Genomic DNA, 14,152 nt, shown 5'->3' with positions numbered 1-14,152 from the left:
CTTTTTTAGAATTGTGGGTACCGGGAATTTTTTTAAAGCGTTGTTTTTAGATCGCTGTCATTTTTTTGGTAGCGATAGTGCCCTGTTAGGGTAAAAGCAAACAGGCTGTCATCCAATTGTGGTCCGGCGCCGATATTATGCACAACCATGAGGTTGCCCGAATGTGGATCTATTTGATCTGTAACGATACCGATATGCGGTAAATTACCGGGTAGTTTCCAGGTGACCAAATCTCCTGGCCTATAATCTTCTGGGTTTTGGCTGATGGTCAGTGTCTGCCCTTTACGTGAAAAAAATACCTGTAAATTGGGAACGCGTCTATGGTCGATATTCGTATCCGGTTTGTTGTGGCCCCAAATACGTTTGGAGGGATAGAGGTCAAAGTGGTTTCTGATATCTTCGTGAAGATCTTTCTGTAAATCGATTCCCAGTTTGCGATAACTACGAATGATTACATCGGTACAAACTCCCCTATCCGCAGCGACATCCCCATTTGGATAGGCGATTTTCTGGTAGCTGCCGTTGTAGATAATCTGGTGGCGTGTGCGCTCGATGGCCGCTTGCACCAATTTTTCGGCAAAGGGATCGGCTACGGATATGAGGCTGATACCGCTTAAGATAAGAGTGGCTATAATCTTTGGCATATTATTCCCTTAAATGTGAAAAACGTTCTAGCAGGTGGTCGGCGACGGCCTGTACTGCTGGTCCAGCGTAGCTTTGAGCGCCAACAATAAGATTTAAAGCGATTTTTCGTTCGGCTCCAGCCGTGAGTGGCAGGCGGACCAAGGTACCCTGTTCCAAATCTTTTTCGATCCGGTGTATGGGAACAAAGGCAAAACCCAGCGCGGATTTTATCGCTTCGATACTGCTCGCAAAATAGGAAACGGTCCAGCGTTGATCGGCGCCTAGCCAGCCGGCATTCTGTTCCCGTTTGGTGCCTGAATCTCTGACGACAATCTGCCGGTGTTGTTTCAATTCATTTTCCGTGATCGAGCTTAGCTGTGCCAGCGGGTGGTCGGCGGAGGCAACTGGCACCATGGTGATATTACCAAGGCTCTGCCCTAAAAATCCGGGGGGAACACGCGGTGAGATGGATATATCAGCTTGGCGGGTCAGCAGAGCTTCATCGGTTCCGGAAAGACTGGTTTCATATAGGCGTATACGGGTATTCGGACTGACGGTTGAAAAGGCCTGTAGACCACAAAATACCAGGGAAATGGGGGTGACGGCATCAACGGCGATAGAGACTTCGGTTTCCCACCCACTGGCCAGATAGCTGGCGGTCTGTTCCAGCTGTTCGGCCTGGCTCAGCAGGTTACAGGCGTGGCGGTAAAGCACCCTTCCTGCTTCGGTCATCTCGGCTTTTCTTCCGCTTTGTTCCAGCGCTGGGACCGGCAATTGTTGCTGTAGCCGGGCAATGATATAGCTGACACTGGACTGACTTTTGTTGAGTGCCTCTGCCGCTTTGGCAAAGGAGCCTTCATCGATTACCGTTTTAAAGGTTTGCCACTGTTCAAGGGTGATTCTCATAATATATCTAAAAATTAGATTGATAAGTGCAACTATAGCGTGCATTTGATCGGATAGTTAGGGGTAGACTAGGTTCTGAAATGAATTAAGGAGTAAGTTATGTCCACAAACGTATTACAGATTGATTCCAGTGTTTTCACCGATGCAGGTGTTTCCCACCAGCTTACACAAAAATTTCTGGCAGAATTGAAGGCTCAGTCAGGCGATATTGCTGTTACCCATCGCGATCTGGGGCTGGAACCCATTCCACATTTGGATGCCGATACCATTGGCGAAATGGGCGAAGGCAAGGCTAAATTGGCGAATGAACTGCTTACAGAGCTGCAGGAGGCCGATATTCTGGTGCTGGGTGTGCCTATGTATAATTTTGGGGTGCCCTCGGTTCTTAAGGCCTGGTTTGATCATATTGCGCAGGCGGGAAAATCCTTTCAATACACGGCAAATGGCCCAGAGGGTCTGATTACCGGTAAAAAAGTATTCGTATTGGCAACGCGGGGAGGGGTTCATCGCGACACTCCTGTGGATACCCAGACAGGTTTCCTGAAAAACGTTTTGGGTTTTCTGGGCATGACAGATGTGACAATTATCTATGCCGAGGGATTAAATATGTCCGGCGATAGCCGAGCCGAAGCGATTGCTAAGGCCGAGTTAGAAATCCAATCCCAAGTGCAATCGATTGCTCAACGGGCGTCGGTGTTGTGAATAATGCGCGCCAGGTAGTGGAGCAGATCCGCGCGCAGTGCGCATCAGATGGCGACGGTGTAAAGCTGCTGCGCGTATTTGGTGGCTCTGGGCCGGAAAGGTTTGATCCGTTTTTAATGCTGGACGAGTTCGGTTCTGAGGACGCCAGTGATTATGTTGGCGGCTTTCCGCCGCACCCGCACCGAGGCTTCGAGACGGTGACGTATATGCTGCAGGGTAAGATGGAGCACCGCGACCATATGGGTAATGTCGGGCTGATTAACGATGGAGATGTGCAGTGGATGACCGCCGGCCGCGGTGTAATCCATTCTGAGATGCCACGGCAGACGGAAGGCAAAATGCGCGGTTTCCAGTTGTGGGTCAATCTCCCTGGAGCGCAAAAGTTGAAGCCGGCCCATTACGAGGATATCAGCGCGGACAAAATCCCGGTGTACTCCCTGGATGGCTGCTTCGTTAAAGCTATTGCCGGTCAAACCGTATTGGAGGAAACGCCCATTAATGGCTACTTTTCGGTGGCGGATACTGAAGCCCTGTATTTGGATATTCACCTGAAGGCGGGAGCTGAAATTACAATACCGGTGGAGGCTGGTGATACCTGCCTAGTGTATACCTACGATGGCGAAGTGCTATTGGGTGGGGAAAAAGTGAGAGTGTCAAATCGCATACTGTCGCGGCTTTCGGCTGAAGGGGTATTGACGATAGCCAACGCTTCGGAAGACGAATCGCGCGTTCTGGTGCTCGCGGGTAAGCCTATCGGTGAGCCGGTTGTGCAGCACGGACCCTTCGTGATGAATACCGCCAGTGAAATTCAACAGGCGATTCGTGATTACCAGGCCGGAGAATTAACCGGCTGAATGAGTCCACAAAGGTAAAAATATCGGGGGAAGTAAGAGGGAAAACAAAATACCTGGATTTACCCTTTGTGATTGAATTCCGTCGACAAGTGAAATGTACTGCGGTTATACGGAGAAGGTGAGAGCGGGTGATTATGCCAATAAGTAATCCGCGATAGAACCTGTGCCTATTCGCACGCTACCCATTCGTCTACCCACTGGCGGGCGCTGTTGAAGACGGCATAGCCCTCGCGGAAGCTGCCCAGCTCACCCTGGCGGGCAATAAGGCCGAAGGATTGGGTCTGCCAGTTTAGAAACGGGTAGGCGCCGTACGCACCGGGGCTGGAGACAGTAGGGTTGTCTGCGCAGTCGCTAGTAAATTCAGTTTTATGACATTCCACCCAGACTCCGTAGCCGTAGTGCCAATCCTCTTCAAGTCCGCTATAAGCGGGCGATTTAGCGATGGTAACGTTTGCAATTTGATCGCTGATGGCGGTTTCCACCGGACTGCGGGAACTGTACAGATCTGCATCCCGATAGGCGCGAATAAAATCGATATAATCCACACCGCTCCAGGTCATGCCGCCGGCAAGGCGTGGGTTGTCGCTAGAGGGCAAATTGTAGTTGGAGTGTGGAAACAGACCGGTTACGCTCTTAAACTCGTCAAACAATTCCAGCCAGTTTTCGTAACCGCCCGCCTGAATAGCCATAGCGCCTGCGACTTGCAGATGGTTACTGTTGTAGAAAAATTCGCTTCCCGGAGGGACATTACTGCTGAGGTTGTTGTCTGCGATATTGCTTACACACTGAAAGTACTCAATATTCGGCAGGTTTTCGCACAGAGCAGATTCGGTTAAACCCGAGGTAAAGTTCAGCAAATGGTGAAGAGTAATAGTGCTGAGCGGGTGATCGTTGGGAATACCCCAATCAGATTCGGACAGGTAATTCTGTGGTTTGTCGTCCAGTGCGAGCAGGCCCCGATCCACAACTTGTAGGATAATGGCCGCCGAAACCCACTTGGACGTGGATGCCGATTCGTATTGGGTTTCCAATGTTGAATTGCCGCGGTTGAAGCTAAAGGAGTCGCCGTTTTTATCTTCGAGGTAAAACGAAAAATCGGTGTCGGTGCTAACGCTTGAGAGCGCGCTGCGGAGTTCGCCCTCAATGGATTCTCGCGAGCATTGCGCTGGAGTCTGGTCGGTATTGAGATGGATATCGGATACGGATTCTCCCCCACAGCTGACGAGAGCCACCGTGCAAAGCAGGGTTGAAATTGGGCTAAACCACCGAGTCATTCCGTATTCCGTTATCCAAAGAGGGCAATATTTGACCATAAGTACGGTCATCAGTGCCATTACTCAATTATAAAAATGTGTAAAGGATTCCACTTCTTCCCTGGGTGTGCGGTAGCTGTTCACCAATGCTTGGGTGTCTTCATAGCCCAGAGCCATGCCGCATACTAGTGTGGTGCCTTGATAGCCCAATTCCTTTTTGACGATTTCCGGGAATTGTCCGAGTGCTGCCTGGGCACAGGTTGCAAGTCCTTCTTCTACTGCAGCCAGCATAATCGACTGCAAAAACATACCGTAATCCATAAAGGAGCCGGTTTTCATGACAGGATCGATAAAAAAGTAGAGTGCGACGGGAGCGTCGAATGCAAGATAGTTGGCGCGCCACTGGGTCTGTTGTCGGGCTTTGTCTTCACGGCCGATTTGCAGGGTAGAATACATCTGCAGACCGCAGGCGCGTCGGCGACTTTTAAAGGGTTCTATCCAATCCTGTGGGTAATAGAGGTAATCCATCTTCTCTTCTGCACCCTTTTCAACTTCGGCGAGAAACTGTTGCTCCAAACATTTCTTTGTCGCTCCAGTGACTACAGCGACTTGCCAGGGTTGCGTGTTGGTGCCGGAAGGGGCATGGCGGGCACTGTCGAGTATTCGCTGAATCAGTGCTTTGGGTACTGGCTTCTCGAGAAAGGCTCGAGTCGATTTACGTTGTTTTAAAGCTACTTTTACATCCATTACTACACGGTCTTTTCGTTAGAGAAATTTTCTCCCACCTTACAGTCGCTGATGGAATCGCGAATCGCATCAATGGCCTGTAGTCGGGGGAAGCTGGCGCGCCAAGCCAGAGCTACGGTGCGAGAAGGTACAGGATCGGCAAAGGATTTTATCACCAGCTGGTCGGCGGAGTAGTGACCGATCATGGCAGCAGACTGCGGCAAAATTGTAATACCGAGGCCAGAAGCCACCATATATTTCAGCGTTTCCAGTGAGCTGCCCTCGGCGGCCGTACGGATATTTCCGCGAGGATCATCAATAGAGGGTTTGAGGTTGGGGCAGGCTTCTAATACCTGGTCGCGAAAGCAGTGGCCTTCGCCCAGTAGCAGTACGTTGTACTGGTTAAGTACCGTCGGGTCGATCACGGTTTCTTTTTCCAGTGCGTGTCCCTTGTTCATCAACACAACAAAAGGCTCATCATAGAGTGGTTGGGTAACAACATCGGCCTCGGTAAACGGCAACGCGACTACAATCGCGTCCAGGTCGCCGTGGCGAATACGACGGCGTAAGGTGGCCGTATAGCTTTCCTCCACATAGAGCGGCATATCGGGAGCCAGCTTCTGTAGTGATGGAATCAGTCGTGGAAACAGATAAGGCCCAATAGTGAAAATCGCACCGATATGGAAAGGGTTAGTCAGCTGGTTTTTACCGGAGTTGGCAATATCTTTAATTGCCGCGGCCTGCTCCAAAACCTTCTGTGCCTGCTGAATAATACTCTCGCCTAAGGGAGTGGGCGAAACGCGGGTTTTTGAGCGCTCAAAGATGGAAACATTCAGTTCTTCTTCCAGCTTTTTAACCGCAATACTGAGCGTAGGCTGAGAGACATGGCAGCGATCTGCAGCGCGACCGAAGTGTTGTTCCTGAGCGAGGGTAACGATGTACCGCAATTCTGTAAGTGTCATGGTGAAATCTATTGATTGCCAAATTTTAATAAGCGTACACTACCTAATAGGTGGGGTAAATAATCCTTTGGTATAGTTTTCCTGCTGGCGATAATTATGAGTATGTTTATCACCTCTCATTGGTGTGAATTAAACGACTAAAGAGCAAAACTGTATGCAGATTGAATTTGTTGATTTCGTAGCGGGAGCCCGCAACGCACAGGGTCTGGTGGTGGTGATCGATGTTTTTAGGGCATTTACCACGGCCTGCTATTGCCTGGATGCTGGCGCCGAAAAGATTATTGCTGTAGGTGATAGTGAACAGGCATTAAATTATCGATATCAATTAAACCAGTGCGTACTGCTTGGCGAACGTTTTGGCCGCAAGCTGCCCGGTTTTGATTTCGGTAATTCGCCAAGTGAAATCGCTGGTCAGTCACTGCAGGGGAAAACCGTTATACACACCACCCACGCGGGAACCCAAGGGTTGGTTAATGCGGTGGGAGCCGATGAAGTGCTGACAGGTGCCTTTGTCAACGCGCGCGCAACAGCCAATTATATCCTGGCTAGGGAGCCTGAGCGGGTGACGCTGGTAAGAATGGGATTAAATGCCGATACTCGCAGTGACGAAGATTGGTTCTATGCGGATTACCTTGCAGCCATTTTAAATGGAGATGCAGTAGACGATGCGACGGTATATCAAAAATTAAAAGCCTCTCCCTTTTCCGCCCGCTTTTTTGACGAGACTCAACCCTGGAGCCCTGCCGCAGATTTTGAATGCTGCTTGGCGTTTAATACATTTGATTTTGTTTTAAAAGCCCGCAGGCTGGACGATCAGGCCTGTGAGCTGTTAAGGGTCTAAAGGCGGCTATCAGCTAATGGCATATCCCATTGCAGGCAATAGGTTCCCGGCTTGTCGTGGACGTTGTTCTGAATTGAAAACACTCTATGAAGAATCGATTTATAAGTTGGTGATAATGGAGGGTGAAATGATCTTGATAGAGAGCGGAAAGCGGAAAAGGTACCTTTAACTGTTAGTTGTATCTTCTTTTGTTGTCGAGGGTTATGAATTGTTTTCAGCTTCTCTTAAAAGGGAAGCTGGTTTTTTTGGTAAGTTGTTAATGCTTAATGGCGCTATGCTTACACCACCATAATGCCGTCGGCCTCAACCAGAGCGCCTTTCGGTAATTCCTTAACGCCAATAGCCGCGCGAGCAGGGTAAGGCTCCTGAATATATTGCCCCATGACTTCGTTCACAACGGGGAAGTAGCTGAGGTCAGTTAAGTAAATATTCAATTTCACAATATTCTGCAGACTGCCATTGGCGGCTTTACATACAGCGTTCAGGTTTTTAAAGACCTGCTCAGCTTGCGCTTTGAAATCGCCCTCGATCATTTCCATAGTTTCAGGAATTAATGGAATTTGACCGGAGAGGTAGACGGTATTGCTTACTTTTACGGCTTGAGAATAGGTGCCAATCGCTTTGGGAGCGTTGTCGGAATGAATAATGGCTTTATTAGGCATGAATGTTTTCTCCAGGGCCTTTTTGTTGTAAAAAATGTGAGAGAATTTTCTAATTAATTCTTTGGTCGACTTACGCCCGTTACGGAGCGCATATTACGAATTGAACGCATAACCGTGGCAAGATGCACACGACTGCTGACGGCGACAGTTAAATTGATCACGCTGTGCTCGGCATCGCGTTCGTCAACCTGAATACCTTCTAGGCTGGTTCCTGTGTTGGCAATACGCGTTGCTAGGGAAGCGATTATGCCGCGTTCTGATTTCACTTCTACGCGTACCCGTGTAAAAAATTCTCCTTGCACATCAGAAGACCAGCTTATATCAGACAGATTTTCTTTTTTGCTTCTTAGGTCGCTGACGTTTTTGCACAGTTCGCGGTGAACGACAACGCCTTTACCCGTGCTCAGGTGGGCAACAATGGGATCGCCGGGTATGGGGCGGCAGCAGCGGGCAAAGCTGATTAGCAAGCTGTCGGAAGAGTCGATAGCAATGGGGCTGGTTGAGTTATTGAGATTGGCTTCGGCTTCCGGTAATAGAATGCTGGTGATGGTTAGAGCGGTAATTTCGCCCAGACCGATGCTTTCGTACATGACATCCAGCGATGAGCTGCTGGTTTTCTCCAGTAATATTTGAATCTGTTCCGTACTGAGTTTATCTATATTGAGATTGTTGTTTGTCAGCGCGCGTTCAAACATGCGTTTGCCCAGCCCTACCGACTCGGTATGACGCTGGTTTTTCAGGTAGTGACGAATAGCTGAGCGGGCTTTCGCAGTAATAACAAAGTTTAGCCAGTTGGGGTTCGGCTGGGATTTTTCCGAGCAAATAATCTTAACTTTTTGCCCACTGTCCAGTGTTTGTGACAGGGGCGCAGGGCGATCATTAATGCGGCAGGCAACGCAGGTATTGCCGACCTGTGTATGTACCGCATAGGCAAAATCCACGGGTGTGGAGCCAGCAGGTAATTCGATAATTTCCCCTTTGGGGGTAAATACATACACTTCATCGCGGAAGAGATCGATTTTAACGTTCTCGACAAATTCTACAGAGCTGTTGGTGTGTTGCTGTATCTCTAGTAATCGCTTTATCCAGCGGTTGGCTCGGTCGTAACTGCCGGATGAGGTTTCGTCATCGCCGGAAGATTTATACAGCCAGTGGGCGGCTATACCTCTGCTGGCCAGCTCGTCCATTTCTTTGGTGCGGATCTGGACCTCAATGGGTACGCCCTGTGTGCCGATCACAATCGAATGCAGTGATTGGTAGCCGTTTTCTTTGGGGATGGCTATATAGTCTTTAAATTCGCCGGGCTTAGGCTTGTACAGGTTATGGATGGCGCCGAGGGCGCGGTAGCAGGTGTCGATGTTCTCAACAATGATGCGGAAGGCATAGACATCCATAATTTCCTTAAAGGATTTATGCTTACTGCGCATCTTGTTGTAAATGCTGTACAGGTGTTTTTCGCGACCAATAACCAGGCCTTCGATCTCCTCGCGCTGCAGACGCATCTCGATGGCAGATTGTATTTTTTCCACCAGTGTTCTGCGATTGCCGCGAACCTGCTGCAGGGAGGCGTGGAGGCGAGTAGCACGCAAGGGGTGCATGGCAGCAAAGCCGCGATCTTCAAACTCAATGCGCCAGTCGTTCATCCCCAGTCGGTGGGCGATGGGAGCATAGATCTCCAGAGTTTCTTTGGCTATACGACGTTTTTTTTCTGCGGGCAGGGCGCCCAGTGTGCGCATATTGTGTAATCTGTCTGAAAGCTTTACTACGATTACTCGCAGATCGCGTGCCATCGCAAGAGCCATCTTCTGAAAGTTCTTGGCCTGCTTTTCTGCCTGGGTTTCAAATTCGATTTTGGCGAGTTTACTGACGCCATCGACAATATCGGCAACTTGGCCCCCAAACTGGTGGCTGATAGCTTTTTTGCCTATGCCTGTGTCTTCAATCACATCGTGCAACATGGCGGCCATCAGGCTTTGATGATCCATATGGATTGATGCGAGAATATTGGCAACAGCGAGGGGGTGGGTGATATAGGGCTCACCGCTACGCCGATATTGCCCGGAGTGGGCCTGTTCGGCGTAGTAGTAGGCGCGCTTAACCCGGTTGATCTGCACGGGTTCGAGATATGAGGAAAGCCGGTGGCTGAGCGAATCTATAGTGAGCAACGGGTTCCTCCAAGGGCTTGATAACGGGCCCTAATTACATTTCCGGAGCAGTATTGAGCCCCTGGTCACCTTCGATGTTATCAATTAGTAGCAGTTCTTCGCGAGCATCTTCGTCGTCCTGATCCAGAATGCTGGCATCGACAAGGCCTAGTTCGATTTCGCGCAGGGCGATAACGGTGGGCTTGTCATTTTCTTCCGGTACTAAAGCGTCTTTGCCCTGAACCGCGAGCTGACGCGCGCGCTTGCTACCAACGATAACCAGCTCAAAGCGGTTATCAACGTGATCCAAACAATCTTCTACCGTAATTCTTGCCATTAATCTTGTTCCGCGATTGTTAATAAAAAAGGGCGAGAAGTGTACGCAAAATGGACAGCTACGACAAGAGCCCCGAGAGTAAGTCTTGGTGCTTTTGCTGCTGTTTTTCAAGCGTTTGTCGCCGAGCGAGTACAATTGAGCGAAATTCGGTTAAGGCCTCGTCGAAATCGTCGTTAATAACGAGATAGTCGGCCTCAACATAGTGGGATATTTCATTCTTAGCCTCAGCCATTCGTTTCTGGATCACGTCTTCGCCATCCTGCCCGCGTCCGGTCAAGCGTTCCAGCAGTGTCTCTCTTGACGGAGGCAGGATAAATACGCCTACGGCAGAGGGGATTTGCTTGCGGACCTGCTCTGCGCCCTGCCAGTCTATCTCCAAAATGACGTCAACGCCGGTGGTCAGAGTTTCTTCAACCCAGGTTTTGGACGTGCCATAGAAATTGGTGAAGACCTGGGCGTGCTCCAGAAATTCAGCTTCGCCAACCATGAAAGCAAAGCTCTCGTGGTTAACAAAGTGGTAGTTGATACCGTCCTGTTCGCCTGGGCGAATGGAGCGGGTCGTGTGGGAAACCGAAACCTTAATTCCGCGGGTGGATTCCACCAGCGCCTTTACTAGGCTGGTTTTGCCCGCCCCGGAGGGGGCGGAAACGGTGTATAGCGTACCGAGATAACTCATTTGAACTGTTACAACTCCGCAATCGGTGGGTTAAAAAACGGATTATAGTCTGCTCTAATTTGCAGGTATTACTCAATATTCTGAACTTGTTCGCGCATCTGCTCGATCAGGACTTTTAAATCTACCGCAATCTGCGATGTTTCGCTGGACATGGATTTGGAAGAAAGCGTATTGGCTTCGCGATTCAATTCCTGCATTAGGAAATCCATGCGGCGACCAATGGGGCCTTCCTGTTTCAGGGTGTGGGTGACCTCTTGAATATGAGCGTCCAGGCGATCCAGCTCTTCGGCTACATCGGATTTCTGGCAAACGTAAACGACTTCCTGATTGAATCGGTCTTCGTCTACATCAATCTTGAGGGCTTCTACTTTACCTCGCAACTTTTCCTTGTAGGCAGCTTGTAGTTCGGGGAGCTGTTCGCGCACGACCTTAACGTGTTTACCAATGGTTTCCAGGCGCTGAAGAATAAAATTTTTCAGCTCTTCACCCTCGCGTTCGCGGTTTTCGATAAGCATGCTTAAGGTTGTTGAGAAAAGGTCGACAGCGGCTTTTGCTAACTCGTCGGGGTTAATCTCGGCAGCCTGGATAACGCCGGGCCATCGTAGGATCTCGAGTGGATTGATCTGGGCAGGATTGTCGATTTGCATACTGACTTGTTTTGCGAGTGCTGCAATCTGATTGGTCAGGGCTTGGTTGAGGGCTAGGTCATTTTCGTTAGACGCCTCCGTTTTTAAATGGACGCTTACTTCCACTTTGCCCCGGCTGACCCCCTTGCGCAACATTTCCCTTAGAGCTGTTTCCTGGGCGCGTAGCGCATCCGACAAACGAATGCTTGGCTCGAGATAGCGGTGGTTAACGCTGCGAATTTCACAGCTGAGTTGTCCCCAACTGTGTTCGGCTTGTTGGCGTGCAAAGCCAGTCATGCTGCGTGGCATAGGTAATTCCTTGATCTTGTTTCTGTCTTTCGTTTTTATTGTGTGCGTCGTTAATGGTAACACAGCGATACTAAATAACCGTCGACAATAGCATAATAGCGACCCTTCAATAACAGCCCCCAAATTAGGTAAGAAATTATGACCAGACCCAGCGGCCGTGAGGCAGACCAGCTTCGAGATATTTCCATTCAGCGACATTTCACGCGTCATGCGGAGGGTTCTGTATTAGTTGCTTTCGGCGACACGCAAGTTATCTGCAACGCTTCGGTGGAAGAGGGTGTACCCCGCTTTATGAAGGGCGAAGGCCGAGGCTGGATTACAGCGGAATACGGCATGTTGCCACGTTCAACCGGCTCACGCATGGGGCGCGAGGCGTTTCGTGGTAAGCAGGGTGGGCGCACAGTAGAAATTCAGCGTTTAATCGGACGTTCCCTACGAGCCGCAGTTGACTTGGAAAAACTGGGGGAATTCACCATAACCATCGACTGTGATGTGATACAGGCTGACGGTGGGACGCGAACGGCTTCGATTACGGGTGCCTGCGTTGCGCTAGTGGATGCTCTGCGTTCTATGCAGAGAAACAAAATGATAGAAACCGATCCGCTGCTGCGTATGATCGCGTCTGTTTCGGTGGGGGTGGTTGGTGGTCAGGCCGTTTTGGATTTGGATTATCCTGAAGATTCTAGTGCAGACACGGATATGAATATGGTTATGGCCGAAGACGGTGGTTTGATTGAGATTCAGGGTACAGCTGAAAAAGAACCTTTTTCCGAGTCCCAGTTTGCCTCCATGTTTACATTGGCGAAGAAAGGAATTGCGGAGCTCAATGTACTACAGAAAAAGGCGTTGAGCGAATAGACGCAAATTTGACGCTCATCTCATCGCTGTAAAACAAATGCGTTATCCTGCTACGGCGAAAATCCAGAGTGCTTGGCTCGCTTCTAGGGCTCTGGGTTGTGATTTTCTGCTGCTGTGGTAGTAGATGGACTGAAAAACTGGTCGTAGTTTTGGCTGAATTTTCAGCAGGTTACGAATTGGTAACAATATCGGTTAAGGATTTTTGAAATAATGGCAGTTCGGGCTTGGACTAGCCTGATATTGGGGTAATAACAATAATTTGCAGTGAGTTTTTACGTAAAGAATTCGCATGCAATCGGCCAGGGAAGTATTTTTGGGCGCAATCAACTTTTGATTGCGCCGGGAAAGATGGATCAGAGAGTGAGAATAATTATGAAGTTGTCAGCAGTTGTTGCGGTTATCTGTTGTACTTACGGGGGTGAGGTTGTTGCTGCGGAGCCAGTTCACTTAAGTGCACCAACATCTTCGGATGATGGTAGCTACGTGTTGCGAATTCAGTCTAGCACCAGCGCGTTTCAATCGGAAAAGCAGGGCATGCAGCTGGAGGTTTATCGCAACAAGGATGGTGGAGAATTTAAGCGTATTATGACAGGGCCGCGTTTTAGCGCGTTGTCTGAATTGGTGCGCGAGAATGGTCGCTATGGTTATAAGGCTCGCTGGGCTGTTATGGATAAGCAAGAAACCGTATTAGACGAATTTAGCGAGCCGGTGTTTATCGATGTTAGCACCCCGGTACCGCGTATGGTTAAGCCGCGATCAGATCGTTTGGTCGGTACTATGGGCTTGGTTCGCTCACCCATCAATTAATCGTTAGCGTTGGCACTTTGTACAGTATACCGTTGAGCGCTGACCCAGCCGCTTTTCTGTGAGAAGTTTACCGCACTTGTTGCAGGGCTCGCCTGAGCGCCCGTACACGGAAAGCTGTTGTGCAAAGTAGCCAGGCTTGCCGTCACTTCCGGTAAAATCCCGCAGAGTTGTGCCACCCTGCTTTATCGCCTCTTGTAAAACCTGCTTTATTTCGATGGTTAAGTGTTCGCATGCTGGATGCGTAAGTTTTCCTGCCGCCTTTAAGGGGTGGATCCCCGCGTTAAAAAGCGCTTCGTTAGCGTAAATATTTCCCACACCGACTACCAGTTTACTGTCCATAATGGCTGCTTTAATCGCTTGACTGCGCTTGCGCGTGCGTTGGTAGAGATAATCGCAGTTGAAGTCTTCACTTAACGGTTCCGGGCCCAGATGGGATATTAGGGGGTGCTCTGCAGCGTCGCCCTCCGTGTACAGCAGGGCGCCAAAACGGCGAGGGTCGTGGAAGCGAAGTGTGGTACCGTCTGTCAGCTCTAAATCGACATGATCATGTATGTTGGGGGCTTGTGCCTGAGTAAGAATTCGCATGCTGCCCGACATGCCTAAATGCCACAGAAGTGTTACTCCTGATGACAGCTGGAAGAGCAGGTATTTCCCGCGGCGCTGAATATCGGTAATGGTTTTTCGTTTTACTAGTTCAATTAGTTCGGCGGGAATAGGCCAGCGCAAATTGGCGTTCCGCACGCTAAGGCGACGAATTTTCTTGCCCTTGATGTGGGGCGTGATTCCGCGGCGAGTGGTTTCAACTTCGGGCAGCTCAGGCATTGCGTAGGTTTTACAGTAGGGTAGATGATTGTGTTGTCGCTAA

The 14,152-nt window shown here is 49.7% G+C and carries 16 protein-coding genes; 5 read left to right on the top strand and 11 right to left on the bottom strand.

Annotation, left to right across the window (positions count from 1 at the left end):
* Positions 1-32: 32 nt before the first annotated feature.
* Complete coding sequence (locus H5715_RS15055; protein WP_075187153.1) at positions 33-644, bottom strand: DUF1287 domain-containing protein; 612 nt, start codon at positions 642-644, stop codon at positions 33-35.
* Position 645: 1 nt separating this feature from the next.
* A complete protein-coding gene (locus H5715_RS15050; RefSeq protein WP_075187154.1) occupies positions 646-1,530 on the bottom strand; it encodes a LysR family transcriptional regulator in 885 nt (294 codons plus the stop codon).
* 99 nt (positions 1,531-1,629) lie between these two features.
* Here H5715_RS15050 and H5715_RS15045 point away from each other — a divergent pair, with 99 nt between their 5' ends.
* Together H5715_RS15045 and H5715_RS15040 are read left to right on the top strand one after the other, a co-directional pair.
* Positions 1,630-2,232, top strand: coding sequence for an FMN-dependent NADH-azoreductase (locus tag H5715_RS15045; protein WP_075187155.1), 603 nt, complete (start codon positions 1,630-1,632; stop codon positions 2,230-2,232).
* Positions 2,229-3,086, top strand: a complete 858-nt coding sequence (locus H5715_RS15040; RefSeq protein WP_075187156.1) for a pirin family protein — start codon at positions 2,229-2,231, stop codon at positions 3,084-3,086. The genes H5715_RS15045 and H5715_RS15040 overlap by 4 nt, the downstream gene beginning before the upstream one ends.
* 167 nt (positions 3,087-3,253) lie before the next feature.
* On the opposite strand, the gene H5715_RS15035 is transcribed toward H5715_RS15040, so the two are convergent.
* The 3 genes from H5715_RS15035 to H5715_RS15025 form a co-directional block, all read right to left on the bottom strand.
* A complete protein-coding gene (locus H5715_RS15035; protein WP_075187157.1) occupies positions 3,254-4,360 on the bottom strand; it encodes a serine hydrolase domain-containing protein in 1,107 nt (368 codons plus the stop codon).
* A gap of 63 nt (positions 4,361-4,423) precedes the next feature.
* Complete coding sequence (locus H5715_RS15030) at positions 4,424-5,086, bottom strand: nitroreductase (protein WP_075187158.1); 663 nt, start codon at positions 5,084-5,086, stop codon at positions 4,424-4,426.
* A gap of 2 nt (positions 5,087-5,088) precedes the next feature.
* The gene (locus H5715_RS15025; RefSeq protein WP_075187159.1) at positions 5,089-6,027 is read right to left on the bottom strand and encodes a hydrogen peroxide-inducible genes activator; all 939 of its coding nucleotides are present in this window, start codon (positions 6,025-6,027) and stop codon (positions 5,089-5,091) included.
* A 154-nt stretch (positions 6,028-6,181) separates the two neighbouring features.
* Between H5715_RS15025 and H5715_RS15020 the strand changes: the two genes are divergently transcribed.
* The gene (locus H5715_RS15020; protein ID WP_075187160.1) at positions 6,182-6,868 is read left to right on the top strand and encodes a 2-phosphosulfolactate phosphatase; all 687 of its coding nucleotides are present in this window, start codon (positions 6,182-6,184) and stop codon (positions 6,866-6,868) included.
* A gap of 278 nt (positions 6,869-7,146) precedes the next feature.
* Here H5715_RS15020 and H5715_RS15015 read toward each other — a convergent pair whose 3' ends face one another.
* From H5715_RS15015 to H5715_RS14995, 5 genes are all read right to left on the bottom strand, one after another.
* On the bottom strand, positions 7,147-7,530 hold the full coding sequence (locus H5715_RS15015; RefSeq protein WP_075187161.1) for a RidA family protein: 384 nt from the start codon (positions 7,528-7,530) through the stop codon (positions 7,147-7,149).
* 53 nt (positions 7,531-7,583) lie between these two features.
* Positions 7,584-9,695, bottom strand: coding sequence for a RelA/SpoT family protein (locus H5715_RS15010; protein WP_075187162.1), 2,112 nt, complete (start codon positions 9,693-9,695; stop codon positions 7,584-7,586).
* Between the two features lie 34 nt (positions 9,696-9,729).
* Entirely contained in the window at positions 9,730-10,011 is a 282-nt protein-coding gene (gene rpoZ / locus H5715_RS15005) for a DNA-directed RNA polymerase subunit omega (protein WP_075187163.1), read from the bottom strand.
* Between the two features lie 58 nt (positions 10,012-10,069).
* The gene (gene gmk, locus H5715_RS15000; RefSeq protein WP_075187164.1) at positions 10,070-10,687 is read right to left on the bottom strand and encodes a guanylate kinase; all 618 of its coding nucleotides are present in this window, start codon (positions 10,685-10,687) and stop codon (positions 10,070-10,072) included.
* Positions 10,688-10,755: 68 nt separating this feature from the next.
* The gene (locus H5715_RS14995; protein ID WP_075187165.1) at positions 10,756-11,622 is read right to left on the bottom strand and encodes a YicC/YloC family endoribonuclease; all 867 of its coding nucleotides are present in this window, start codon (positions 11,620-11,622) and stop codon (positions 10,756-10,758) included.
* A gap of 138 nt (positions 11,623-11,760) precedes the next feature.
* On the opposite strand from H5715_RS14995, the gene rph reads away from it, so the two are divergent.
* Together rph and H5715_RS14985 are read left to right on the top strand one after the other, a co-directional pair.
* Positions 11,761-12,480 (top strand): ribonuclease PH, encoded by a 720-nt coding sequence (gene rph / locus H5715_RS14990; protein WP_075187166.1) that lies wholly within the window; start codon positions 11,761-11,763, stop codon positions 12,478-12,480.
* A 372-nt stretch (positions 12,481-12,852) separates the two neighbouring features.
* On the top strand, positions 12,853-13,287 hold the full coding sequence (locus tag H5715_RS14985) for a hypothetical protein (protein ID WP_185906549.1): 435 nt from the start codon (positions 12,853-12,855) through the stop codon (positions 13,285-13,287).
* A gap of 3 nt (positions 13,288-13,290) precedes the next feature.
* Here H5715_RS14985 and mutM read toward each other — a convergent pair whose 3' ends face one another.
* Positions 13,291-14,109 carry a bifunctional DNA-formamidopyrimidine glycosylase/DNA-(apurinic or apyrimidinic site) lyase gene (gene mutM, locus H5715_RS14980; protein WP_075187168.1) on the bottom strand — a complete coding sequence of 273 codons (819 nt, stop codon included), beginning with the start codon at positions 14,107-14,109 and terminating at the stop codon, positions 13,291-13,293.
* Positions 14,110-14,152 lie beyond the last annotated feature (43 nt).

Origin of the sequence: Teredinibacter haidensis, from assembly GCF_014211975.1 — a bacterium.
Classification (GTDB): domain Bacteria; phylum Pseudomonadota; class Gammaproteobacteria; order Pseudomonadales; family Cellvibrionaceae; genus Teredinibacter; species Teredinibacter haidensis.
Note: the sequence above shows the minus strand (reverse complement) of the source record. Positions and strands in the feature narration are given on the sequence as shown.

What these genes read in the sequence shown, in the direction of transcription:
- H5715_RS15055 (WP_075187153.1), bottom strand. Translation starts at nt 644, where the DNA reads ATGCCAAAGATTATAGCCACTCTTATCTTAAGCGGTATCAGCCTCATA.
- H5715_RS15050 (WP_075187154.1), bottom strand. Translation starts at nt 1,530, where the DNA reads ATGAGAATCACCCTTGAACAGTGGCAAACCTTTAAAACGGTAATCGAT.
- H5715_RS15045 (WP_075187155.1), top strand. Translation starts at nt 1,630, where the DNA reads ATGTCCACAAACGTATTACAGATTGATTCCAGTGTTTTCACCGATGCA.
- H5715_RS15035 (WP_075187157.1), bottom strand. Translation starts at nt 4,360, where the DNA reads ATGACTCGGTGGTTTAGCCCAATTTCAACCCTGCTTTGCACGGTGGCT.
- H5715_RS15030 (WP_075187158.1), bottom strand. Translation starts at nt 5,086, where the DNA reads ATGGATGTAAAAGTAGCTTTAAAACAACGTAAATCGACTCGAGCCTTT.
- H5715_RS15025 (WP_075187159.1), bottom strand. Translation starts at nt 6,027, where the DNA reads ATGACACTTACAGAATTGCGGTACATCGTTACCCTCGCTCAGGAACAA.
- H5715_RS15020 (WP_075187160.1), top strand. Translation starts at nt 6,182, where the DNA reads ATGCAGATTGAATTTGTTGATTTCGTAGCGGGAGCCCGCAACGCACAG.
- H5715_RS15015 (WP_075187161.1), bottom strand. Translation starts at nt 7,530, where the DNA reads ATGCCTAATAAAGCCATTATTCATTCCGACAACGCTCCCAAAGCGATT.
- rpoZ (WP_075187163.1), bottom strand. Translation starts at nt 10,011, where the DNA reads ATGGCAAGAATTACGGTAGAAGATTGTTTGGATCACGTTGATAACCGC.
- gmk (WP_075187164.1), bottom strand. Translation starts at nt 10,687, where the DNA reads ATGAGTTATCTCGGTACGCTATACACCGTTTCCGCCCCCTCCGGGGCG.
- H5715_RS14995 (WP_075187165.1), bottom strand. Translation starts at nt 11,622, where the DNA reads ATGCCACGCAGCATGACTGGCTTTGCACGCCAACAAGCCGAACACAGT.
- rph (WP_075187166.1), top strand. Translation starts at nt 11,761, where the DNA reads ATGACCAGACCCAGCGGCCGTGAGGCAGACCAGCTTCGAGATATTTCC.
- H5715_RS14985 (WP_185906549.1), top strand. Translation starts at nt 12,853, where the DNA reads ATGAAGTTGTCAGCAGTTGTTGCGGTTATCTGTTGTACTTACGGGGGT.
- mutM (WP_075187168.1), bottom strand. Translation starts at nt 14,109, where the DNA reads ATGCCTGAGCTGCCCGAAGTTGAAACCACTCGCCGCGGAATCACGCCC.